The sequence below is a fragment of the Psychromonas antarctica genome, from assembly GCF_022267535.1.
Lineage (GTDB): Bacteria > Pseudomonadota > Gammaproteobacteria > Enterobacterales > Psychromonadaceae > Psychromonas > Psychromonas antarctica.
Window position 1 is genome coordinate 1 of the sequence record NZ_JAHNZV010000040.1, and the last position, 23,586, is coordinate 23,586.

The window sequence follows — 23,586 nt, forward strand, 5'->3', positions numbered from 1 at the left end:
CACAGTTCATCAGTGAGCATTAATCGGGGCATGGTAATCTCGTTGTATTTGTTTTTGGCGAAGTGAATTATACGAGATTACCTTCCACTTTTTTGCACAAAATTCAAACAAAGATCAACAGCCCCTAGTAACCATTATAAAGGTAGAAAATGTTAATATTTCAAGCTCTTAAAGATGCCATTCAATCTTACCTTCCTGCTGAACAATGTGGGTTTATTGAACGTGCCTATGAGTTTGCTTATAACGCCCACCATGGTATTGCACGCGCCAGTGGCGAAGCTTATATTACCCACCCAGTTGCCGTTGCTGAGATTTTGGCAGAAATGCGACTTGATCATGAAGCAATTGCGGCTGCGTTACTGCATGATGTGCTTGAAGATACAGAAATAACCTATCAAGAACTCGCCGATGCTTTTAATCCCTGTGTTGCAGATTTAGTAGAGGGCGTCACTAAATTAGATAAAGTTAATTTTGAAAATAGAGAGCTGGCCCAAGCAGAAAATATCCGGAAAATGCTCATTGCGATGTCTAAAGATTTTCGCGTCATGCTCATTAAACTCGCTGATCGTGTACACAATATGCGCACGATAGGCTCGTTGAGACTCGATAAACGCCAGCGTATTGCGCGTGAAACCTTTGAAATATTCACCCCTATTGCAGATAGATTGGGTCTCCATCATCTTAAAAACGAATTAGAAAAGCTTGCCTTCAAGGCACAAAGTCCCGCCCGTTTTAGTGTCTTAGAGGAAGCGATTAGAAAAGCACGCGGTAACCGAAAAGATTTCATTCAGAGTATTTGTGATGAAATATCCACAAAATTAGAAAGCATCGGTATTGAAGCGGAAGTGCTCGGACGCGAAAAACATCTTTACAGTTTATACCAAAAAATGCGCAAAAAAGGTTGCCAGTTCCACGATGTGATGGACGTGTACGCCTTTCGTGTCATAGTGAAAGATCTCGACACCTGTTATCGCGTATTAGGGCAGGTGCACCACCTCTATCAGCCTAAACTTGAGTACTTTAAAGATTATATTGCCATCCCTAAATCCAATAGTTACCAATCATTACATACGACTTTAATCACCCAACATGGTGTGAATGTCGAAATTCAGATCCGTACTGAAGATATGGATGTCGTCGCTAAACAGGGAATTGCGGCACACTGGAGTTATAAAGAAGGTAGAGGGAATTCTAACATTACCGCACAACTACAAACGAGAAACTGGTTCCAAGGCCTTTCTGATCAAGAGGCAAGCCCAAGTAACTCTTTATTAATGCTAGAAAATATAAAAAAAGAGCTAGGTAATAATGAAATTCATGTATTAACCCCACAAGGTAAAGTCATTGTATTACCCGCTCATGCAACCCCCGTTGATTTTGCCTATGCCCTACACACCAAGATAGGCCATCGCTGCATTAGCGCTACAGTGGATAAAGAATTCGCATTACTCAGCGATAAACTTGAAAGCGGCCAAACCATTAATATCATCACCTCCGAGGAACCTCATCCGCGAGCTGATTGGTTAAATTTTGTCGCCACTCATCGGGCGCGAAATAGTATCCGCCAGTATCTCAAACAACAGCCTAAAGAGTTTACCATTCCAGAAGGACGGCGGTTATTAAAACTCGCATTGAATCAAACCAATTTAACCGATATTAAACAAGATAATATTGATAAGGTAATTGCAGATCATCACCTTAAGGATTTCAATAGTTTATTGCATGAAATTGGCAGCGGCAAATTATTGAGTATTATTATTGCTCGTCGTTTACGCGGCAATGCCAACGAACTTACTGAATCAGAACTAAAGCAGACCAAACGCCAAAGTGCCATTAAAGGCGCCGAGGATATGATGCTCTCCTATGCCAACTGCTGTAAACCATTACCGGGTGATGCCATTGTTGCCCATACCAGCCCAGGTAGAGGATTAGTCGTACATACTAAGCAATGCCATAATGTCAGTGGTTATGAAAATGAACTTGATAAATATATCCCCGTTGAGTGGGATATGAATTTTATGAATCAGTATGAATATTCAAGCGATCTCAATATTACGATGATTAACCATAAGGCCGGACTCGCCAAACTGTTCAATATTATTAGTAAAAGCAATGCTAATGTGATGGATTTGCAAACCACAGAATTACCTAACCATATTTACGCCATCAATTTAACCTTAACCGTTATAAACCGAATACACTTATCCAGAGTGATGCGCCAGATTAAAAAATTAGCAAATGTGAAGAGCGTCAAACGTAGTAATAAGAAAAAAGTTATGAGGGAAGAACAATAAATGAAATTTATTAAGCCAATACTACTCATTTTCAGCGCACTGTCTTTAGGCGCTTGTAGCGCTGATATGATACAAAACAGCAAAATTGAAAACAAAGCAGTTGAACTCTCGCAAATTCAGCAACAATGGATATTGGTGAGTGTTGATAAACAGCTGATCCCAGCCAATATTCGCAGTAAGTTGACAATTTCAGCGGGGGCCAAAGCAACTGGTACCCTAGGTTGTAATCACTTTTTTGGAGCAATTAAACTGCAAAATAACAAATTTAAAATAGATAAGATAGCCAGTACACGGAAAATGTGTACAGGCCAGGGAAATGAGATTGAGATGATTGTATCAACAGTGTTAGGGAACTGGTCTGAGTTATTAGTCAATACAGATAAGCTAACCCTGATTGGTCAAATCCATCGATTAGAATACAAAATCACGCCATAACCCCTTCTGCAGCGTCACACCAATGTTACTAGCTAAATAAATAATTGTTAGCATTGGTATAACTGAGGGTTATCCCGATTGCGTTCTTGACAGCCCCACTAAGCGTGCAAATAATCTTTTCAGTACAGGTGGAATAGAATCCGCTCCGCGCTCTTCGACTGCACTGGCGATAGCTAGACCTAACTCCGGTTTTGAATATTTATGAACAGCTTTTTCAATAACTTTATTGACCGTCAGCCGCAGTAAATCTTTTTCCGTATAATGTGCCGCCTCAAGATATACCCCTGCAAATCCATGTTCAAAAAATAGATGTTCAATATCTAATGCCGGTATCACAGAGAGACGATTAGCGAGAAAATCTTTATCTAACAAGACATCCTCAACTCGCTGTGCATATTTTTTCCCGGCCATATCTCCATCGGTTAATACATGCCACTCAATATGGAGATCTTGTGCAAGCTTAATTAATGGATCTAGTCCACATTGTGCAAATTCAATAATCTGCACCCCTTCTACTAAAAATGAGTAGCCGCATAAACGCGCAAGCTCAGACAAAAGCCAAGTCTCTGTTTCCCCCTCGACTAACAGCCATGAACGAGCAAAAAGGCTCTGTGGACGATTCATACGTATATGGAAAGCTATTCTGCGTAAATCATTGCCAGAAAAACGTTGCGCATTTAATGAATAGCTTTTAATTAAATCAGCATGACGCACTAGGCGCTGAATTCTACTTAAAGGGAAGAAAGAGAGTAGCTGGCTTGAGTTGGTGCTGATCAGTTTTTGCATGGGCAGTAATGAAAAGAACCGCCAGGTAATAGCTAAATTAACCGGATGTAAATTATTTTCAGGTTCCTCCAACAATAATATAGGGCTAGCACCTCGGCGTAACAGATGCTCGCCACGCGCTTCTAAAAACTCCCCAAACATTAATAATAACATTGCCCGATCCCTTTTATGCCCGGTTTTCAATAGATCATTGAATCGGGTTAACCCCTGAAAGGAAAATGGGCATGGCGAGTGAATATCATGTTCAAAATCAACACGACTGTCGTTAACGTTGCCATAACGTTTAAACAGGTAATGATCAAAAAGGTAAGTTAAGGCTTCATACCCCCTACCCATTTCATATTCAGATAACTGCTGTGAAGAACTAAGTAAGTGTTTAAAAATTCGTTTTATTCTTGCTTCGCAATGTTCACGCCTACTATATGATTCAGCCAATGCAACTTCATCTATTCGAGTTATATCACTACCCATGCGTAAAACAGGTACAAAAGAGATAAATTCATTAAGCAAATTAGCTAAGCTATCTTTGCTAAATAATTTTTCATTACCTTTATTATCGAGAAAAAAGCGCCGCGTTGTAATATTTTCAGCATTCCGCTCACCATCAATTTGCAGATAAATATAACGAACATTATGCTTCGGTGCATTCCAAATTGCGGCGATACTTTTGTATTGTCGTTCTTGGGATTCATCTCTCCACTGCTCTTTAAAAGTAAAAACAAGATGAATTAGTTTATTACTGCTAATTTCCAGATTGGGAGGCTGGTGAAAATCACTACCTTTAAATTTATAGGTTTTATGTGTACCAGAGAAAAAAAGCGATAGCGCATCAAAAAGGCTCGACTTGCCCCAGCTATTTTCTCCAAGAAAAGCACTTAGCGCTTTTACATCTATCGACAGACGATTAATTCCACGAAATCCGACTACTTCTATATGTGTTAATAGCATCGCAGATCCTTAGAGGGAGATCCTACCAGTAAAGTGTCAGAGACAGCCAAGTAGACAAATTTGTATAAACGAACGATGAAAAATTGATCGATAACAAATTATCTGTCATTTTTTTAATTATCACAAAAACAGCAAGAATAAAAAAAATTCAACTACTACACTTTATCTACAAAATAACTTCCACACAAAAACGGGGGGAAATTCTTCACTAGGAGTCTCTTGATAATTGTAAAATAACAATCTAATTGTGGCACAGAAAAAATAAGGCAATGAAAAATAACTGATACGAAACTGAAGCGCATCGCATTTTTATTTATTTAAATTTATATTTATTTAGACAAGGGAGGATGAAAATGTCAGATATACATGAACTTAATAGCTTGCCAAGCCAAGCCGCGATTGACTCAATTGCGATTTATCGTTTGGAGTTTGATAAGGACACATTGAATTACCCACAACTGTTAAGCAGCCTAAAAAAGGCCTGTCATGAACTCAATTTCATGTCCAAGCAGAATAATAAACGTTGGATGCGCGAAAAAGGGCATGATTATTTAAATAATCCAACACTTTTTGATCAGACACCTCTAACTTATCTTTGTGTTTTTTTAGGGGAAATATTCAAAACCTATGATCTTCCCGAACTGCAAGAAAAACTAACGCCGCAAATATTAAAATGCGCATTAACACGACTACAAGTATTTAGACTCCATTAAAAAATAATTTTAAGCGAAGATGGTAACTTTTAGATAAGTAGTGATAGGTAAAGTTACCAGACCTCACCACCACGCCAAGTTAATTTGGTTTATGACGCTCTACTTCATCTAAAATGAAACGATTAACAGCGTTTTCTTTATAGTGATTGTGCATATTCATTGATAATAGCCAAAAATTCAGCGCCATATTTATCAAGTTTAATTTGCCCAACACCGCTTATATTTAAAAATTCAGCGCGGCTAAGGGGAACAATTTCACTCATTTCAGAGAGCGACACATCACTAAAAATAATATAAGGCGGCAAATTTTCACGATCAGCAATCTGCTTACGTAACTGCCGTAACCGTGCAAACAGCTTATTATCAGTGCTGCTCAATAACGTCCGTTTCTTTTTAACTTTTACCATTTTCAAACGCGGTACCGCTAAATACAAAGCCTGTTCAGAGCGTAAAATAGGTCGTGAGGCTTGCGTTAATTGCAGCGCGGAACCTCGAGTTAAGTTTTGCATCAATAAACCGCAATGGATTAACTGCCTAACGATACTTAACCAGTGTTCCACTGCTTGCGCTTGACCAATGGCAAACGTTGACAATTTGTCATGCCCTAAACTTTTAATACGGGCCGTTTGTGCTCCTTTTAAAACCTCCACAACATGGCCAATACCAAATTGCTGACCCGTACGGTAAACACAAGATAGAATTTTTTGCGCATCCTCTGTCGCGTCATAACTTTTTGGTGGATCTAAGCAAATATCGCAGTTACCGCAGGCTTTATGGCTGTATTCACCAAAGTAATTAAGCAATACCTGACGGCGACAAGTTTGTGCTTCGGCAAAAGCCACCATCGTATTAAGCTTGTGTAACTCAATACGAAGTTGCTCCTTGTTTTCATTTTTTTCCAGTAGACCACGGATTTTCGCAGGATCAGCAGGATCATAAAAGAGCATCGCTTGTGCTGGCAAGCCGTCTCGGCCCGCACGCCCAGTCTCTTGATAATAGGATTCTATATTTTTAGGGATCTCATAATGCACCACAAAACGTACATTGGGTTTATCAATACCCATACCAAATGCCACTGTCGCGACAACGATATCGACTTCATCTTTAATAAACAGATCTTGTACACTTTGGCGCATTTCAATCGCTAAACCGGCGTGGTAACAGCGTGCTTTTAGTCCTTTAGCAATCAATTTCTGACTTAACTCTTCAGTGCGACGACGGCTGGTACAATAAATGATGCCACTTTCATTTTTATGCTCATCTAAATAATGAAACAATTGCGCTAAAGGACGATATTTTTCAATCAGTAAGTATTCAATATTGGGCCGATCAAAACTATGAATCGCCACCAGCGGATCGTTAAACTGTAAACGCGCCAGAATATCGCGTTGGGTAGCATGATCTGCTGTTGCGGTTAACGCCACCAACGGAATATCAGGAAAACGCTGCTTTAATTGTCCAAGTAACGCATATTCAGGGCGAAAATCATGCCCCCACTGAGAGATACAGTGTGCTTCATCAATTGCAAAAAGATTAATCGGTAGGTTTTCTAGACGTTGCATAAAGTCGGCGCGCAGTAATCTCTCTGGTGCGATATAGACAATTTTTAATTGCCCAGTATGCATTTCGTTAAGAATTTGATTTTGCTGCGCATAAGAAAGGCTGGAGTTAAGATAAGCAGCGGCAACACCGCAAGCTTGCAACGTATCCACTTGGTCTTTCATTAAAGAGATAAGTGGCGAGATAACAAAGCAAATCCCGGGGCGAACTAAGGCGGGAATTTGAAAACAGAGGCTTTTCCCCCCCCCCGTTGGCATCACTACTAAAGCATCCCCCCCCGCACAGAGATGGTTAATTATCGGCTCCTGCCCCTCTCTAAATGTGTTGTATCCAAACACATCAAGCAAAAGCTGCTGCGCGCTGGGGCAAGATTGTTGATTCAACATACGTTAGCCTAGATTAATACCAAGATTTTAAAGTGTGTATTGTAAATCAGACGGGTAAAAAAATCAGCTTAATATCCCCATCCTCATCAAGATGCCGCAGCAACAAGCGCTAATATAACCATCAGACATCAAGGTGCAAAATCGCCATGGCAGCTTGCTGCGCTATGGATGAAAATTATAAAGCGGAGAAGTTTTTGCTAAAGAGATCGACTTTTGACCAATCAGTTAACTCGATATCTACGCTTGTATCTGTACTCCCCCCGGTTATTTTCATAATCAGTTGGATAATAAGGGTCTGCCACCAGTTATAACGAGAATAAAGTAACGCACCAGCAAACACCCCTTTTAAACGCGGCTGCCATGAAGATAACTGATCAAATTTAGCCATGTAACTGTTATTGGCTGGGTTGGCTTTTTCTGGTTTACGTGCCGTTAAACAAACTAAAAAGAAAGCATTGGGCAGCAAATCGAGTTGCGCTTTATGCGTATTAACAAAGTGCAGTAAATTTTTACGCAGCTTGCCGTAGCGAATTGAAGCACCAATTAAGACTTTATCATATTCACTAAAATCGATTTCGGGATGCGCATCAAGATCAAATAGGCAGCACTCTCCTGCTATCGATGCGCTCATTCGCTTAATTATTTTGAGTGTTTGTCCATCAACCGAAGAATACAAAATTAAGGTCTTAATTGTCATTTAACATTTTCCTAAAACAGTCAAAAATAAAGTAAAAAGTGCGAAGCGAGCCACCATATGCAGCGAACAAAAGCAGTTAAGTTAATCAATTAATATCTATTTCTTGCGCCACTAACTTGCCTTGTGTCAATGCCTCGAGCTGCCCTAAAAAGGAAACACAACTGCGCAGATCAACTTCAATAACAACATCGACAGACTGCAAATAGCTGGCCTGCAGAATACGTCCAGAGCTCATCGCCAACAAGTTTTCCAACACCGCCATTTGACCATAATCACAATGTAATTGGTATTGTTGATAAAAACATTTTTCCGTTGTTTGCATCTGCGAAATCAGCTGCTGTATGCCATTAGAGTAAGCACGCACTAAGCCACCTGTTCCTAGCTTTATGCCGCCGGAGTAGCGCACCACGACCGCCATTATTTCTCCTACACGCGTACCTTGGAGAATATTCAGCATCGGTCTTCCCGCCGTTCCTCTTGGCTCGCCATCATCACTGCACCCCATTTTCACTGAGTCTTGGGGGCTTGCTGCGATATAAGCCCAACAATGATGGCGCGCATCTTTATGTCGTGTTTTAATTGATTGCAGATAATCCAGAGCCTGCTGCTTACCTTCAATATGCGTTAAATAGGTAATAAAACGACTTTTTTTAATCTCTTCTTGAAAAGATAGATCAGCCAACAAAATTGCATAAGGTTGCATCACAAAAATCCCACAAAAATAAAGAATAATAAAATATCATGGATCCAATTTGAACGTTACGTTATACAAGGATCAAGAGCCCACGCCTTCAATTTACATCGTAACATAATCTGCTGTTAATCAAGTCAACAGTCCCACGCACCGTTTCAATTTTGGCAAGCACATTATAATCCCTGTAAAGCGGGCTTGTTGGTCGTTGGCAAATTCAAAAGCAATAACCACAAAGGCACGAAGAAAAAGGCAGGGTATTTATTAAACAGGAAAAAATGCTTTTACTGGCACAATAACGATTCAACAAGTAGCGCAAAATAAAGGCATTCCATTTTAACGTCATAAAGTGCTTATGATGCAATCAGCCAATTTATCAAAAAAAGTGGATGACGGGCTGAAACAGCAAGTGATCTTACCCCCGCATTTTGTTAAAGTAAGCAACTGAGCAAAACTACCTACAGGTTTACCCTTTCATGGAAAAAAACACCGGATTAAAACGCATTATTCTTGCCACAGGTTATTCGATGCAAGGTTTACGAAGTGCCTTTAAATATGAAGCTGCATTTCGCCAAGAATTATTATTAGCAGTGATTTTCATCCCTCTTGCCTGTTATTTAGATGTCTCTCAAATCGAACGAATTTTGATGATATCGTCTCTGTGTCTGGTACTCATTATCGAAATCATTAACTCCGCGATTGAAGCGGTAGTTGACAGAATTGGCAGTGAGCATCATGAATTAGCCGGTCGAGCCAAAGATATGGGATCCGCTGCCGTACTGATAGCCCTGATTTTAAGCGCGTATATCTGGATTGAAATCCTTTTTTTATAAACACCATTAACAGATTTGGGATTTCAAAATGGCAGATAAACCACCCTATTCAGCAGCAAAAAAGAAAACAACTGCCTCGATTAAAACCGTACCGCACTCTTTTGAAGCGGAACAAGCGGTTATCGGGGGATTATTATTAAATAATGACGCATGGAATGATGTCGCTGAACGTGTTGTAGACCGTGATTTTTATCATCGCGCACATCGACAAATATTCTCCACGATCGAACTGCTTAGCAGTGAAAACATCCCTGTTGATTTAGTGACCCTTTCAGAGCACCTCGAAAATAAGCAGGAGCTGGAAGGAATTGGCGGAATAGCCTATCTTGCCGAGCTACTGCAAAATACCCCCAGTGCCGCTAATATCAATAATTACTCCGATATTGTGCGTGAACGCGCCGTTGTTCGCGAGTTAATTGCGGTCGCTAACGAAATTGCCGAAGCGGGATATGAAACAGAAGGGCGAGATAGTGCTGAACTACTTGATTTTGCAGAAACCAAAGTCTTCCAGATAGCTGAAGCGCGCAGTAATAAAAACGAAGGTCCGCAAGCAATTAAAGATATTCTCAAAGCGACCGTCGCTAAAATTGATGATCTTTGTAAAAACCCTCGTGATGGTGTGACTGGTTTATCATCAGGTTATAATGACTTAGATCAGATGACCACCGGATTCCAGCCGGGTGATCTGATTATTGTGGCTGCCCGCCCCTCTATGGGGAAAACAACCTTTGCCATGAACTTGGCAGAGCATGCTGCGCTGAATGCAGATAAACCGACAGTTATCTTTTCACTAGAAATGCCTGCCGAACAAATTATGAACCGTATGTTGGCCTCCCTGGGACGTATCGATCAGGGTAAAATTCGTACCGGTCAGCTTGATGAGAACGATTGGGCATCCCTTTCTTCGACGATGTCGATTTTGCTCAATCAAGGTAATATGTTTATTGATGACAGTTCAGGCCTGACACCCACTGAATTGCGTGCCCGCGCACGCCGTATTGCACGCGATCATGGTGGCATCAGTATGATTATGGTCGATTACCTGCAACTGATGCGCGTGCCCTCTTTAAGTGAAAATCGTACCTTAGAAATATCCGAAATATCACGTTCACTAAAAGCCTTAGCAAAAGAATTGCGTTGCCCCGTTATTGCCCTTTCACAGTTAAACCGAGGCCTTGAGCAACGTGCTGATAAACGACCAATTAACTCAGATTTACGTGAATCAGGTGCGATTGAGCAAGATGCCGACTTGATTATGTTTATTTATAGGGACGAGGTTTATCACGAAGATAGTAACGATAAAGGCATTGCTGAAATCATTATCGGTAAACAACGTAACGGCCCAATCGGCAAAGTACGCCTGACTTTCCAAGGACGTTATTCTCGATTTGATGATTATACCGGTGCCGCATACCATAGTGATGACTAACCTTTTGATAACCATAAGAAGTAGATTTTTTTAATGGATATAACATACGCAGTTATCGACTTAAATGCATTACAACAAAACTTCGCTATTTTGCAGCAAAGTGCTGCGCCAAGCAAAATACTCGCCGTAGTGAAAGCCAATGCTTATGGCCATGGTATGGTCAAAGTGGCGGAGACATTAACCGATGCGCATGCTTTCGGTGTGGCGCGTCTGAACGAGGCCTTACTACTACGTGATGCAGGCATCAGCAAGCCTATCGTGCTCTTAGAGGGGTTTTTCAACGACCACGACCTCATCACCTTAGTGGATCAAGACTTACAATCTGTGGTGCACTCTGAGCAGCAGGTTAACGCAATATTAAAAGCGCAGTTGAGCAAGCCCGTGCAAATTTGGTTAAAACTTGATACCGGCATGCATCGTTTGGGTTTTCATCCAGAACGATTTGATGATGTTTATTTACAGCTAAAAAACAGTAAAAATGTGCAAAAACCAATTCATTTGATCACCCACTTTAGCTGCGCTGACGAACTCGACAACCCGAGCACCAATGCACAAATTAATTTATTTAAAGAGCATATTAAAGATGACAGCGGATTAAATTCATTAGCCAGCTCGGCTGCCATACTGGCATGGCCACAAGCTCATTACGATATTATTCGCCCTGGCATTGCCCTATATGGGGTTTCCCCATTTGCCGATAAAGATGCCAGCGACTTTCAACTAAAGCCAGTGATGACATTAAAATCACGTTTGATTGCCGTGCGCGATCATAAAGCGGGCGAAAGTGTCGGTTATGGTGCGAATTGGACAGCAAAACAGGATACAAAATTAGGCGTTGTGGCCGTCGGTTATGGAGATGGTTATCCGCGTATGGCGCCAGAAGGCACGCCTGTTCTAGTGAATGGCCGATTAGTGCCGATTGTTGGCCGCGTCTCAATGGATATGTTAACCGTTGATTTAGGCGCAAATAGTACTGATCAAGTCGGCAGCGATGTCACATTATGGGGAGAGGGATTAGCGGCGACACAAGTTGCCAATCATATTGGTACCATTGCTTATGAGTTACTGACCAAGTTAACCGCGCGTGTTGCACTGCAATACCGCGAGTAACTAGCAAACTGATGCAGGCTCTTTTGCAAACTAAACACGCTAAGCTATTTGCTTATCAGATACCTTTTCGCTGCCCGCTTAATTTTAACGGGCAAAGACTCACTGTCCGTAACGGCTTAATTTTACAGCTGCAAAATAATCAGGGCCATAGCAGTTTCGGGGAGATAGCCCCATTACCCGGTTTTAGCGTGGAGACGTTGCAGCAAGCACAAGAACAGATTTTGGCCCTGTTAAACAGCGGGATTGGAAATCGACCTTTATCCGATAACCTCTACCCAAGTGTGCGGTTTGCTGTTGAGAGTGCATTACGTTATGCGCCGTTCGCTAAACAACTTGGCAACGAGCATGTTATTCCCCTGCTGCAAGGTGATAATCAGTCGGTTATAAAACACTATCAGGCGTTAGCAATGCCCACCATCATTAAGCTTAAAGTTGGGCGGCAAAGGGTTCAACAAGACATTGCATTATTTAATCAGCTAACCTCTCTCAATTCTCTTTTAATCATTCGCTGCGATGCAAATCAAGCTTGGCACAGCAAACAGGCGAGCCACTTTTTCGCCAATATTAATACCCAGCAACTCGACTACATAGAAGAGCCAACGGCAAGTTTTACAGATAATCTGCTCTTAGCGAAACAGTATCAAATCGGCCTCGCACTTGATGAAACGCTGCACTCCAGTAGTTTTCACTATCAGCACCATCCGCAGATTAAAGCGCTTATTTTAAAACCAAGTTTAATAGGCTCATTAACGCGATTAGAGCACTATATTAATATTGCCCAGCAGCAAACATTAGCGGTCAGTATCAGTTCCTCTTTTGAATCTATTGTCGGCTTATTACAGTTAAATGTATTAGCTGATTCATATAAAGGCAGATGCGCTATCTCACTAGGACTTGATACCGTAAAATACTTCCAGTCCGGTTTATTAACAGATCCACGACATATTGAACAAGACTTACAGACTTTAGAGTGTTTATGGAACAAATAAATGAGTGTCCGCTACGTTTTCAAGCGCGTAGACAGCCGCAGCAGACAGCAATAAAGTCAGATCAATTGCGCCTTACTTTTAAACAACTTGATCGGCATATCGATCTATTAGGCAAACAGCTTATTGAGCAGGGAATGACCACAGGTGATCGCTTAGCCTGTATCGCTGCAAATTCAATTAATCTGATTTTGCTGCAACTCACCTGTGTGCGTTATGGTCTTATTTTCTGTCCGATAAATCCGCGCTTTAGTCATCCAGAAATACAATCTCGTCTGGCCATACTCAATACGCCCTTTCTCTATTTAGCGCAAACCGAAGCCGTATTGGCATTACCCAGTTTATCCTTAGACTTTACCCTTCGCAGTGAGTCTGAGGCCACGCTGCCTGAGCTAAAGATCGATCCATTGCAAGTGATTGATATCATTTTCACCTCCGGCAGCAGTGGTCAACCCAAGGCCGTGATGCATCACTTTAGTAACCATTTTTACAGTGCATTAGGCGCACAGGAATTTATTCCCTTACAAGCTGGCGATAAAAACTTACTCTCCTTACCACTTTTTCATATTAGTGGTTATGCCACAGTGATGAGAACAATACTCGCCGGTGCAACCCTTATACTCAGCGAACAAAAATTAACGATTGCGCTGCTTGAAGAACAACAAATCACCCACCTGTCATTAGTTTGTACGCAACTTTACCGTTTATTAGCAAAGTCCGAATTTAAACAATGTAATTTGCCGATTAAGCACCTCCTGCTGGGAGGCAGTGCTTTTCCTAATCGGCAATTAGCCGAAACGGCACGGCGCGGTTTCAATTATCATTTAAGTTATGGTTTAACTGAAATGAGTTCGCAGGTCGCCACCTCAAGTAACAGCCAGTCGCTCGTTATTTTAAAATACAGAGAGCTAAAAATAGTCGAAAATGAAATTTTACTACGCGGTAAAACACGTTTTGCAGGTTACTTCAAAGATGCAGTAACGACAAGTTTACTGCCACAAGAGGCGTGGTTTGCTAGTAATGATCTTGGTAAAAACACGGCCAATATAGTACAAATAATGGGTAGGAAGGATCGTCTGTTTATCTCTGGCGGTGAGAATATCCAACCCGAAGAGATTGAGCGCCTACTGTTAACCTTTGCGGCAGTAAAGCAGGCTTATATAGTCGCCGTTGACGATCCCTATTTTGGCAAACGGCCGGTGGCTTTTATTGACTGGGAGCATACTCCTAACACAGAAGAGCTAAACCATTACTTACAGAAGAAGTTAAGTCGCTATAAAATGCCAGTGCACTATTTTCTACTTGCACCGCAATCAAGCATTAAGGTCTCGCTGACGCAGTTGCAAGCGCATGCTCAAAGGCGTGTCAATAAACTCAGATTATCCGCAGGCGAGAGACCTTAATAAATTTTCACTGTAAAGCAAATAAAAGAAACTCAGACAAAATAGGTATTTATCAGATAATTCGGTAGAATATTTTCTTCTTCAGTACAGGTTGAGCATTTATGAAACAATACAAACTAGAAATCGGCTTCTGTCACCCAAAGTACTGGCTTGCTTGGTCGGGGATACTCGCGTTATTTATCTCCTCTCTACTCCCTTATGGCCTTTTACTGTTTATCGGCAAGCAACTTGGTCGGCTCTCTTATTACGTTGTCAAATCGAGACGTCATATTGCACGACGTAATATTGAATTATGTTTCCCCGCGTTATCGAAAATAGAGGTCGAGGAAAAAGTACGCTTAAATTTTGAAAACAGCGGAATTGCTTTATTTGAAATGGGGATGGCATGGTTCTGGCCCAGCTGGCGTATACGTGGTTTATTAAAGATTAGCGGTCGAGAACATCTTCAGCAGGCCAAAGATCAAGGTAAAGGCATTCTTTTTATGGGCGCGCACTTTTTGACATTAGAGATGGGGGCGCGTGCCTTAGGTTTAATCCAGCCTTGCTCTGCTGTTTACCGTGCACATTCCAATGCAGTCTTGGACTACTGGTTTTATTGGGGCCGCATGCGAGAACATAATGCAATGCTGGATCGCCGCGATCTTAAAGCGATGTTACGTGTGCTAAAAAAAGGAGAGGCGCTATGGTATGCCCCCGATCACGATTATGGCGCGCATAAAAGCAGCGTCTTTGCTCCTTTCTTTGAGGTGGAAAACAGCAATACTGTCGCCGGCACCAGTACCTTGGCGCGCGTTAAAAACAGCTGCGTTATTCCGGTTTTTTTAAAACGACTACCGGGTGAACTTGGTTATGAATTAGTTTTCTATAAAGCCTTGGATAATTTCCCAACAAAAGATCTGCAAGCAGATACACATGTCACTAATCAGCAGATAGAAAAAATGGTACTCGAATGTGATGATCAGTATATGTGGATGCATCGACGTTTTAAAACACGCCCAGAGGGTGAAAAGACCTTTTATTAGGCACAAAATTGACAGCGTGTTCTTTGGCTAAATACACGCGGTCTCAGTCTAACAACATAGCATGGTGTTCAATATTATTTACGATATTGAGTAAACGTAGTGCGCACGTATCATGCTCGGTTGAGGTTAATCTAATAAATGTTCCCAGATGTCGAGCACGGCTTGACGCTCCTCGATAAAACGCTGATCGCTGACAATCCGGCGTTGTTTATTGAGCGTCAGACGATGCGCTGCATCGCGAATATGACAATAGGCATCACACAAAGACTTTTCTTCCCCTGCTGTTAATAAACCGATCTCTTTACAGGTTTCAAAAATACGCAAATTATCAGACCATTTACACAATTCATTTTCTGCTTGGTAGGCATTCGCAAGTACCAGGTATTGCGCTATAAATTCAATATCGACCATCCCACCGGGTGATTGTTTTAGATCAAACTCGCCTTTCTTCGCACGGATAAGATGGTCACGCATTTTTCGACGCATATCACTCACATCGGTTGCCAACTGTTGACTTTGCCGTGGCAGCGCTAACACCGTCTGGCGAACTTGGTTAAATTCATCTAACATGTCTGAATCGGCAAACACAGCTCGTGAGCGAACCAATGCTTGATGCTCCCATGTCCAAGCGTCATTTTCTAAATATTTTTTATATCCTTCCATACCCAAAACTAATAAACCCGAATCCCCCGATGGGCGTAAGCGCATATCAATCTCATACAATATGCCCGCATTAGTTTGTGCGCTAAAGAGATGGATAATACGTTGCGCAAGGCGCAAATAAAAAAGCTGATTATCGATCTCCCGCGGTCCATTTGTCTGTCCACTAATGTCACTATCATGTAAAAAAACCAGATCTAAATCAGATCCATAACCCAGCTCAAAACCACCCATTTTCCCGTAACCTATCACGGCAAAACCTTTGCGTTCACTACCAATTACATTACTGGGTAAGCCAAACTTTTCAATCAATTGCTTCCATGCTAACTGCACGACATAATCCAGTAATGCTTCGCTTAAAAAAGTAAGGTGATCACTTACCCTTGGAAGTTCGATTGCACCGGCAATGTCCGCGGCCGTTATATACAACAATTGAATCTGTTTAAACTGGCGTAAGGCCTCCATCTGCTGCTCCATATCCTCCTCTGGAATGCGTAACATAAATTGCTGTAAATCACGTTTATAATTACCTAATTCAGTTGGGTTGTATAGGTGTTGAGGATCCAGTAATTCATCCAATAAAATAGGATGACGAGCAAGTTGATGACTTAAGCGCTGGCTCGCACTACACAATTTAAGTAATTGATTTAAGGCACCCATATTCTCATTTAATAACTCTAAGTAAGCGGTGCGGCTCATGATTTTTAATAACAGAGTACAGATGCGTTTGATCAGCGCAACAGGATCGCTATAGGTCACGACCTTATCTACAATTTTTGGTAATAGTTTTTCAAGTGTTTCTTGACCACGGGGACCGATCGGTTTTTTGCTGAGATCATCTTTAAAGCTTAATAATGCTAACGTCAAACCATTGGCCGATTGCGGCTCTACTCCATTTTTTTGTAATAATGTCAGCATCTCTTGCTGGGTAAGGTTAAGAGCCCAAATTTCACATAAAGAATGATCGACCGCTGTATCGTCCTCCGAGGTATCAGTAACCACCCAGTTAAACTCATCATGCACGTTTATCATTACCTGCTGTAACTGCTGATAAAAATCGCACCAATTGGCAAATCCCATTACGTAAATTAAGCGTAACCGATCCAGTTCATTTGCAGGCAGCGTTTGTGTTTGCTTATCACCGATTTCCTGTAAAATATTTTCAACCTTACGCAAAAAAACATAACAATCCAGTAAGCGCACTACCCTCTCAGCAGGTAATTCCTCTATTTCACCAAGTACCTTTAAGGTTTCCTGTAGACCTTTGCACTGCAGATCTATCGCTCGCCCACCACGAATAAGTTGAAATGCTTGCGCCACAAACTCTATTTCACGAATTCCACCTGTACCGAGTTTAATATTATCTTTCAGTCCGCTGCGCCTCACCTCTGCGCTGATCATCGCCTTCATTTTACGCAACGATTCAATCGCGCTGTAATCGATATAGCGTCGATATACAAATGGCTTTAACATAGATTCAAGTTCTGTTTTATACTTCCCCTGTTCACCAATCACACGGGCTTTGACCATTGCATAACGCTCCCATTCACGACCATGCCACTGGTAATAATCTTCTATCGAAGCAAAACTGCTGACTAAGGGGCCCGATTCTCCAAAAGGACGCAAGCGCATATCAACACGGTAAACAAACCCATCTACCGTCATCGGGTGTAAAGCAGCAATAAGACGTTGCCCAAGCTTGATAAAAAAGGTCTGATTATCAACGCAGCGCCGCCCGCCCTCAGTTGCCCCACGCTCAGGATAAGTGAAAATAAGATCAATATCAGAAGAGAAGTTTAATTCCCCCCCACCGAGTTTCCCCATGGCAAAAATATACAGAGACTGCCGTACCCCCTCTGCGTTTCTAGGCGTGCCTTGTTCACCGCACTGCTTTTTATATAACCAGTTGAGACTTTGCTCAATCAGCAGATCCGCCAAATAGGTGAGATGCATAAAGCTTTCTGCTAAACTGGCCTTGCCAAGCAACTCTCGCCAAGCGATAACCAACATCTGTTTACGGCGAAACTGGCGTAACACTTTATGCAAGGATATTTCATCCGTAGTAGCCACTAATACATCCTGCAATTCCTTCTGAATCAGTGCACAACGTTGCTCTGATTCCAGTAAGCCAGAGGCAATAAGTTCAGTTAATAACGCCGGTTGCGTTAATAGCGCGTCGCTAATAAAATCACTTAATCCTAATGCGGCTTTTAAATCAGCGTTCTCTGACACAGTAAGAAAAGAGAGATCTATCTTGTCACTAAGACTTTCAAATTGCTGCAATACATGGCTATCTAATAAAGACATATCGAGTACCCATAGATACAAAAAAAGAGGAAACAGAATTAACTTGTCAGTGGCGTGAGAGATGACCAGTAATAAATTAATCTAATGATTGAATAATAGAGTCTACTACGCAATATTACTAATACAGCACGATCGATAAAACAAACTTAAATCGCTTGACATATAATGACCAGCGAACTAAATTAACTCATATTGAGACATTAAATGTCTTTCACCACCAAGGAGCATTATGAATATTCATAAAATTGCCACTCATTTAAATCAGCTAGATGATAATACAGAAACTGGTTTTAGTTTTGATTGTACACCGATTAATGGTGACATTGATGTCTTACAAGTTGAAATTGTAGGGCGAGAAGAGATCCCTATTTTTATCTCCATCAGTGATAATCAAATTCTCTGTATTGCTTACCTGTGGGGAGAGGATGAAGTCAAAGCTGAGCTAAAAACAAATATGATGGACGCAATGCTAGAGATGAATATTCCTATGCCCCTCTCTGCATTTGCCAAAATAGAAGATAAATATGTGGTATTTGGTGCGTTGTCGGTGAACTCAAGCCTTGATGATATTGAGTTAGAGATTGTAACGCTAAGTGATAACAGTCTTGAAGTCATCAGTGAGATGGACAGTTACTTAAATTAATTTGGAGTTTGTTATGAGTATATTTAGAAAGATTATTACAGCTGTTCGTGGGGGTGCGCGCGAAGCAGGTGAAAGTATTGTTGATGCCAACGCAACGCGTATTTTTGAGCAAGAGATCCGTGATTCAGAAAAACACATTACCATTGCTAAACGTGACTTGACTGAAGTGATGGCTAAACAGATGCAAGCTGCACGTGAGCTAACTCAGCTACAAGTAAGCACTAAAGAGCATGAGGGTTATGCCATGCAAGCGCTTAATCAAGGCAATGAAGCGCTAGCGATAGAGATAGCTGAAAAGATTGCAGAACTCGAAGCAAACGCGGCGGATCAGCAGCAAGCGAACGAAAGTTATCTTAAAAGTGCAAGCCGTTTGAAAGAGTTAATTAAAAAGAGTGAGCGCCAATTAACCGATTATAAACGTCAGCTTAGCATGGTAAAAACAACTGAAAGTGTGCAAAAAGCCACATCGGCGATTACCGATAACTTCACAGCAAGCAATTCTAAACTATTAAATGCGAAAGACTCTTTAGAGCGCATCAAGCAAAAACAAGCAATGTTTGACGACAAACTGAAAGCGGCCGAACAACTTGATGCTGAAAACAGTGATAGTTCTCTGCAGGCAAAATTACAACAAGCAGGCATCGGGGCACAGCCAACAAGCGCACAATCTATTTTAGATCGTCTAAAAAGCAAATAATAGCGACTAAAATAAAAACCAACCAGTGCATACAAAAGTGCACTGGTTGGTTTTCTTTTAAGGAGAAATACATCATGGGTTTTTTTAACTCCCTGTTTAACAAAAAAAAACCACTAACAACACGTACCCTAACAACACCACAAACACTACAAGTAGATGATATTTTTACTTTTGGTGATAGTTTTTCCTTGCCACAAACAATGCGCAAACAGCAACTTCAAGTCATTGATATCAATACAATAGAATTTAAACATGGCCACTATGCGCAAGTGATTGCTCAGGGTAGCAGCTCGCAATTGGTTTATTTAAGTTTCCCAGCAAATCCGCAAAAATTAGTTAAATTTAGCTTATTGCTTACCAGAGATGATGTAGAGGCCCTTTTTGATCTAGATGCTTTTGCGAATATTTTTGAAGCGCCGGGTAATTCCCGCTTACAACCACTTAGCAGCAGTCATCATTACGCCGATATGCTCGCAGGTGAATATATCCAGCAAGATTTTATGACTACAGGTTACCTGCATCAGGAAGACTACCGAGGAGAAACACCCCCTCAAGATAGTGAACAACAGCATGGCCGTGAATTTGAGTTTTACTCATTAGCAGGAGGAAAAGGAGAACGTTCCATTGATATATTTATTTTTGAGAATGGGGATACAGATATATACCTCTCTTTTTTTAGACCCGCTAGTGAAATTGCGGAACTATGGATGAGAGGAAAGTAATCTAATGAGCGAAAGAGAATTACCCAAAAAATGGCAGCAATCAGCAAAAGTTGTTAAAGCAGTACAAATTGCATTTGATATGGATACTAAACTGCAATATAGCATCAGACGCAGCGCATTAGATAAGGAGATTAGCCCATCAGAACAAATTCGCTACTTATTAGATCTGCCTACCCATAAAAAACCCAAACGCCCGCGTTTAACCGTCAGTTTAAGTGATGATGATTACCGACGATTGGGAGAGCGTTACAATATTTCTGCCGATCAACAATTAGAGATAAAAAAATCAGTGATCGAAGAGTTAACAAAATTTGCACTGAAAGGTGAATCTAATAAGTAAATATAAGCGAGGTTTAGGAGTAGAGGGTAAATAGAAAAGCACTTTCATTGCAGTGCTTTTCTGTTAGCAGGTCCTAGATGTTTACCGTTTTAGTTAAATCTTGTGCATGTACACGCAACGTCTCAACCATCTCGGTGACCTCTCTTAATACTGTCACCGAGCCCTCGACGACCTCTTTAACTGAATCTAGGTTTTGATTGATATCACCAGCCACGGTAGTTTGCTCTTCCGCAGCCGATGCAATCTGATAATTCATATCAGAAATATGGTGAATTTTTTGCACAATTCCAGTTAACTGAGTACCCGCTTGCATTACCTGCTCAACACCCGTTTCCGCTTCACGGACACTTTTCCCCATTAAACTTACTGCATCATGTGCGCTTGCTTGTAACTGCTCAATCATGGCCCGAATTTCAACCGTTGCATCCTGTGTGCGTTTAGCCAAATTACGTACTTCGTCGGCAACGACCGCGAAGCCACGTCCTGCTTCACCAGCGCGCGCAGCCTCGATAGCAGCATTTAATGCTAACAAGTTAGTTTGCTCAGAGATACTGCGAATAGTATCCACAACACTACCAATACCTTCTACTTTTAATTCGACATCATTTACCGCACCTGCTGATGCACCAATATTGCTTGATAATGAATTAATGGTGGCAATGGTTGCCTCAACAAATTGGCTCCCTTCGATCGCAACATCAGAGGCTTCGGCCGTTGATGATGATGCGCTATGCGCATTATTTGCCACTTCATTGACCGTCGCGGTCATCTCATTCATCGCAGTTGCAAGTTGCTCAATTTGCCCAAATTCCTCTTCCATCGAGTCATTAATAATTTCCATACAAACGGACAAGTTTTCAATGATTTCATTCAACCCCGATACACTTTTCCCTTGCGTCTGAAAAACATGCTGCAGCTTACCCGCTTCACTGCAAACCATGCGGGCAACATCGCCAAGCTCATTTTTCGATGTTGATTTGGCATAACCTGCGAGTGTGCCGTCGCTGATAGCCTTTGATAGATCTTGATTCATTATCAAGATCTGTCTTTTTATGAGCACAAACAACCAGTATAATACAGCCACAAAAATAGCAGAAAAGATCACATCCGCCCATAAATTATAACGGTTGATCATTGCCAGTGAGTCCGGTGCATTAGCGAGTGATTGCTCAGTTAACAGCGCGGCGATGGTTAATTTCTTTGAAATAAACAAAACAATGCCGAGTAGTAACATAAATAACCATTTTTGGCTCATCGACGTATCAATAATTTTCTTTTCAATTGCATTAAATTTTAATAAAGCCATATTTTATACCTATCAAGATGGGAAATGTCAGCCGAGTAGTTGTACAACTAACTCAGCCAGAGACAACGAAATTTTTAGTCTATATAACGTATATATCGTATATATAGACTAAAAAAAATTAATTAACAGAGAACTGTGATCTAAAAGTAAATTAAGTTTTTTATTACCTATATAACGGTTTACTAATCTATTTCACGGAGCCAGTAGACCTCTCGTAATAAAGCCTGATTTTTAGATTGCTCAAGTGCGTGAAGCAGAGACTCTTCTTTACGTTTAATCCATTTAAGGTATTCAGCTCGGCGCAGCAAATCTGTTTCTTGATCCGCAAAGTCCTCAATGGCATTGATCATCGCGCACTCTTTTAACCCCTGCTTGATGTCTAACCAAAGAGAGCGAAAAACACTGGTTTTTTCTTCTGGAAATAAATATCCCAGACTTAAGCCAATCAATAAATTCGCTTCTAATAAACCTTGATAGGAGAGAAGCTGATTATTATTTTCAGAAGTTAGAGCGCGCCTTAATTCCTCCCAATTAGTGCTTAAGTGTTGATATGCAAAGTCGTTAATCGAATTTATTTTTTCACTGGCAAAAGTATTCTTCTCAAACTGCAGTAACCATTGCGTAATGTTTAAAATAAATTGGCAGTAACGAGTGGAAGTCAGCAGATCAAGTACTGCTTGTCGATTTGGTAGGCTGTTATTTTGCGTCTCTAGTTTTTTAAGCAGGGATTTGAATTTCGGTAATTTTCTGAGGTAATAGCCTTTATTGTCTAACAAACTTTGATAACTACTACGTTGTTCAAGCCAAGAAAGATTTCGTGCCAACCAATGCAAATCGTCGATCCATTGCGCCTCAAGCAAGGTCGTCGACGATTGTTTAAATAATTTCAGGTTTTGATGCAGAAACTTAATACCCGTTAACAACTCAATTAGTGCATCATCTTGAAATGATTCAATATAACAATTTTCGTGATACTGAATATGACGTAAACCATGCTGAATATTGGTAAACAAAGCTTGATCAACTGACATCGACGAGGTTAGCGGAGAGTGCAAAAGCGGTTTAACATTGAAACATGCGTTATCTGTCAACATATAACCCCGTTGTGCTTTACTCACATTACCTAAGCGTACTTGAGGTAATGAAGCTATCTCATCACCTAAAACAAAGAGCTGTTTTTCATCACCTTTCACGAGCTCAAGTTCAATTTCACAAATATTTATTTTCCCCTGATTTCCTTCTATCAGGCCTTTGTCATAAGCGACTTCAATCAAGGTATTATCCGCCATTTCTACCAGCCAAGTCTGACGTTGAAAGTCAATACAAAACATCGGAATTAATTCACTTTCAAGCGCTTTTATATCACAACCATCTGGCCATATTTTGCTGTTAAAACGCGAAAGTTCTGGCCGAGTGCCCTCTATCGGCTCATTATACTCAGGCCGCTGATGTAAGCCACCGATCACGCGGCCCGCGGTTTTAATCGTTTGCAGTGAGCTATTATCACAGCTACGTACGCGCAATCCTATATCCATTTTACGCAACGTTCGATTAGCGGTATCAAAATAAATATTATGCAAAAATTGTGTTTTATTTGAAATAAAGTGCTGTGCATTAA

Annotated in this window: 20 protein-coding genes; 13 read left to right on the forward strand and 7 right to left on the reverse strand. The window is 41.1% G+C overall.

All coding sequences use genetic code 11. From position 1 onward, the window contains the following. The first annotated feature begins 149 nt into the window (after window positions 1–149). Complete coding sequence (locus KSO91_RS09990; protein WP_238742817.1) at window positions 150–2,294, forward strand: RelA/SpoT family protein; 2,145 nt, start codon at window positions 150–152, stop codon at window positions 2,292–2,294. Further along, window positions 2,295–2,729, forward strand: a complete 435-nt coding sequence (locus KSO91_RS09995) for an META domain-containing protein (protein ID WP_238742818.1) — start codon at window positions 2,295–2,297, stop codon at window positions 2,727–2,729. A 69-nt stretch (window positions 2,730–2,798) separates the two neighbouring features. On the opposite strand, the gene KSO91_RS10000 is transcribed toward KSO91_RS09995, so the two are convergent. After that, on the reverse strand, window positions 2,799–4,463 hold the full coding sequence (locus KSO91_RS10000; RefSeq protein WP_238742819.1) for a DUF2813 domain-containing protein: 1,665 nt from the start codon (window positions 4,461–4,463) through the stop codon (window positions 2,799–2,801). 353 nt (window positions 4,464–4,816) lie between these two features. Here KSO91_RS10000 and KSO91_RS10005 point away from each other — a divergent pair, with 353 nt between their 5' ends. Then, window positions 4,817–5,176: a hypothetical protein gene (locus KSO91_RS10005; protein WP_238742820.1), complete on the forward strand. Its 360-nt coding sequence runs from the start codon at window positions 4,817–4,819 to the stop codon at window positions 5,174–5,176. Between the two features lie 137 nt (window positions 5,177–5,313). Here KSO91_RS10005 and recQ read toward each other — a convergent pair whose 3' ends face one another. The 3 genes from recQ to KSO91_RS10020 form a co-directional block, all read right to left on the reverse strand. Then, the gene (recQ, locus tag KSO91_RS10010) at window positions 5,314–7,122 is read right to left on the reverse strand and encodes a DNA helicase RecQ (RefSeq protein ID WP_238742821.1); all 1,809 of its coding nucleotides are present in this window, start codon (window positions 7,120–7,122) and stop codon (window positions 5,314–5,316) included. Window positions 7,123–7,297: 175 nt separating this feature from the next. Continuing rightward, window positions 7,298–7,819, reverse strand: coding sequence for a menaquinone-dependent protoporphyrinogen IX dehydrogenase (hemG, locus tag KSO91_RS10015; RefSeq protein ID WP_238742822.1), 522 nt, complete (start codon window positions 7,817–7,819; stop codon window positions 7,298–7,300). Window positions 7,820–7,904: 85 nt separating this feature from the next. Next, window positions 7,905–8,522, reverse strand: a complete 618-nt coding sequence (locus KSO91_RS10020; protein WP_238742823.1) for a YigZ family protein — start codon at window positions 8,520–8,522, stop codon at window positions 7,905–7,907. Window positions 8,523–8,986: 464 nt separating this feature from the next. Between KSO91_RS10020 and KSO91_RS10025 the strand changes: the two genes are divergently transcribed. From KSO91_RS10025 to lpxL, 6 genes are all read left to right on the forward strand, one after another. Continuing rightward, on the forward strand, window positions 8,987–9,343 hold the full coding sequence (locus tag KSO91_RS10025) for a diacylglycerol kinase (RefSeq protein ID WP_238742824.1): 357 nt from the start codon (window positions 8,987–8,989) through the stop codon (window positions 9,341–9,343). Window positions 9,344–9,371: 28 nt separating this feature from the next. Continuing rightward, the gene (gene dnaB, locus KSO91_RS10030; protein WP_238742825.1) at window positions 9,372–10,772 is read left to right on the forward strand and encodes a replicative DNA helicase; all 1,401 of its coding nucleotides are present in this window, start codon (window positions 9,372–9,374) and stop codon (window positions 10,770–10,772) included. A 33-nt stretch (window positions 10,773–10,805) separates the two neighbouring features. Then, window positions 10,806–11,882 carry an alanine racemase gene (gene alr / locus KSO91_RS10035; protein WP_238742826.1) on the forward strand — a complete coding sequence of 359 codons (1,077 nt, stop codon included), beginning with the start codon at window positions 10,806–10,808 and terminating at the stop codon, window positions 11,880–11,882. 23 nt (window positions 11,883–11,905) lie between these two features. Next, window positions 11,906–12,871 carry an o-succinylbenzoate synthase gene (gene menC, locus KSO91_RS10040; RefSeq protein WP_238742827.1) on the forward strand — a complete coding sequence of 322 codons (966 nt, stop codon included), beginning with the start codon at window positions 11,906–11,908 and terminating at the stop codon, window positions 12,869–12,871. Then, the gene (gene menE, locus KSO91_RS10045) at window positions 12,859–14,271 is read left to right on the forward strand and encodes an o-succinylbenzoate--CoA ligase (protein WP_238742828.1); all 1,413 of its coding nucleotides are present in this window, start codon (window positions 12,859–12,861) and stop codon (window positions 14,269–14,271) included. Before menC ends, menE begins: the two co-directional genes overlap by 13 nt. Window positions 14,272–14,372: 101 nt before the next feature. Then, window positions 14,373–15,293, forward strand: coding sequence for an LpxL/LpxP family Kdo(2)-lipid IV(A) lauroyl/palmitoleoyl acyltransferase (gene lpxL / locus KSO91_RS10050; protein ID WP_238742829.1), 921 nt, complete (start codon window positions 14,373–14,375; stop codon window positions 15,291–15,293). Window positions 15,294–15,419: 126 nt separating this feature from the next. Here the strand turns inward: lpxL and glnE are convergent, their stop codons facing one another. After that, window positions 15,420–18,260 carry a bifunctional [glutamate--ammonia ligase]-adenylyl-L-tyrosine phosphorylase/[glutamate--ammonia-ligase] adenylyltransferase gene (glnE, locus tag KSO91_RS10055; RefSeq protein WP_238742831.1) on the reverse strand — a complete coding sequence of 947 codons (2,841 nt, stop codon included), beginning with the start codon at window positions 18,258–18,260 and terminating at the stop codon, window positions 15,420–15,422. A 229-nt stretch (window positions 18,261–18,489) separates the two neighbouring features. Here glnE and KSO91_RS10060 point away from each other — a divergent pair, with 229 nt between their 5' ends. The 4 genes from KSO91_RS10060 to KSO91_RS10075 all read left to right on the forward strand — a co-directional run bounded on the left by KSO91_RS10060 (window position 18,490) and on the right by KSO91_RS10075 (window position 20,662). Further along, complete coding sequence (locus KSO91_RS10060) at window positions 18,490–18,903, forward strand: YjfI family protein (protein ID WP_238742833.1); 414 nt, start codon at window positions 18,490–18,492, stop codon at window positions 18,901–18,903. Window positions 18,904–18,916: 13 nt separating this feature from the next. Continuing rightward, window positions 18,917–19,600 carry a PspA/IM30 family protein gene (locus KSO91_RS10065; protein WP_238742834.1) on the forward strand — a complete coding sequence of 228 codons (684 nt, stop codon included), beginning with the start codon at window positions 18,917–18,919 and terminating at the stop codon, window positions 19,598–19,600. A 74-nt stretch (window positions 19,601–19,674) separates the two neighbouring features. After that, on the forward strand, window positions 19,675–20,322 hold the full coding sequence (locus tag KSO91_RS10070; RefSeq protein ID WP_238742836.1) for a hypothetical protein: 648 nt from the start codon (window positions 19,675–19,677) through the stop codon (window positions 20,320–20,322). Window positions 20,323–20,326: 4 nt separating this feature from the next. Continuing rightward, entirely contained in the window at window positions 20,327–20,662 is a 336-nt protein-coding gene (locus tag KSO91_RS10075) for a hypothetical protein (RefSeq protein ID WP_238742837.1), read from the forward strand. Between the two features lie 73 nt (window positions 20,663–20,735). Here the strand turns inward: KSO91_RS10075 and KSO91_RS10080 are convergent, their stop codons facing one another. Both KSO91_RS10080 and KSO91_RS10085 read right to left on the reverse strand, forming a co-directional pair. Next, a complete protein-coding gene (locus KSO91_RS10080) occupies window positions 20,736–21,968 on the reverse strand; it encodes a methyl-accepting chemotaxis protein (protein ID WP_238742839.1) in 1,233 nt (410 codons plus the stop codon). Between the two features lie 182 nt (window positions 21,969–22,150). Next, window positions 22,151–23,586, reverse strand: a 1,436-nt coding sequence (locus tag KSO91_RS10085; protein WP_238742840.1) for a CYTH and CHAD domain-containing protein, incomplete at its 5' end; no start/stop codon positions are given.

Coding starts and splice junctions, on each gene's coding strand:
- KSO91_RS10075 (WP_238742837.1), top strand. CDS start 20,327: ATGAGCGAAAGAGAATTACCCAAAAAATGGCAGCAATCAGCAAAAGTT.
- KSO91_RS09990 (WP_238742817.1), top strand. CDS start 150: ATGTTAATATTTCAAGCTCTTAAAGATGCCATTCAATCTTACCTTCCT.
- KSO91_RS10060 (WP_238742833.1), top strand. CDS start 18,490: ATGAATATTCATAAAATTGCCACTCATTTAAATCAGCTAGATGATAAT.
- KSO91_RS10005 (WP_238742820.1), top strand. CDS start 4,817: ATGTCAGATATACATGAACTTAATAGCTTGCCAAGCCAAGCCGCGATT.
- KSO91_RS10025 (WP_238742824.1), top strand. CDS start 8,987: ATGGAAAAAAACACCGGATTAAAACGCATTATTCTTGCCACAGGTTAT.
- KSO91_RS09995 (WP_238742818.1), top strand. CDS start 2,295: ATGAAATTTATTAAGCCAATACTACTCATTTTCAGCGCACTGTCTTTA.
- hemG (WP_238742822.1), bottom strand. CDS start 7,819: ATGACAATTAAGACCTTAATTTTGTATTCTTCGGTTGATGGACAAACA.
- KSO91_RS10070 (WP_238742836.1), top strand. CDS start 19,675: ATGGGTTTTTTTAACTCCCTGTTTAACAAAAAAAAACCACTAACAACA.
- KSO91_RS10065 (WP_238742834.1), top strand. CDS start 18,917: ATGAGTATATTTAGAAAGATTATTACAGCTGTTCGTGGGGGTGCGCGC.
- KSO91_RS10000 (WP_238742819.1), bottom strand. CDS start 4,463: ATGCTATTAACACATATAGAAGTAGTCGGATTTCGTGGAATTAATCGT.
- alr (WP_238742826.1), top strand. CDS start 10,806: ATGGATATAACATACGCAGTTATCGACTTAAATGCATTACAACAAAAC.
- KSO91_RS10020 (WP_238742823.1), bottom strand. CDS start 8,522: ATGCAACCTTATGCAATTTTGTTGGCTGATCTATCTTTTCAAGAAGAG.
- menE (WP_238742828.1), top strand. CDS start 12,859: ATGGAACAAATAAATGAGTGTCCGCTACGTTTTCAAGCGCGTAGACAG.
- glnE (WP_238742831.1), bottom strand. CDS start 18,260: ATGTCTTTATTAGATAGCCATGTATTGCAGCAATTTGAAAGTCTTAGT.
- recQ (WP_238742821.1), bottom strand. CDS start 7,122: ATGTTGAATCAACAATCTTGCCCCAGCGCGCAGCAGCTTTTGCTTGAT.
- dnaB (WP_238742825.1), top strand. CDS start 9,372: ATGGCAGATAAACCACCCTATTCAGCAGCAAAAAAGAAAACAACTGCC.
- KSO91_RS10080 (WP_238742839.1), bottom strand. CDS start 21,968: ATGGCTTTATTAAAATTTAATGCAATTGAAAAGAAAATTATTGATACG.
- lpxL (WP_238742829.1), top strand. CDS start 14,373: ATGAAACAATACAAACTAGAAATCGGCTTCTGTCACCCAAAGTACTGG.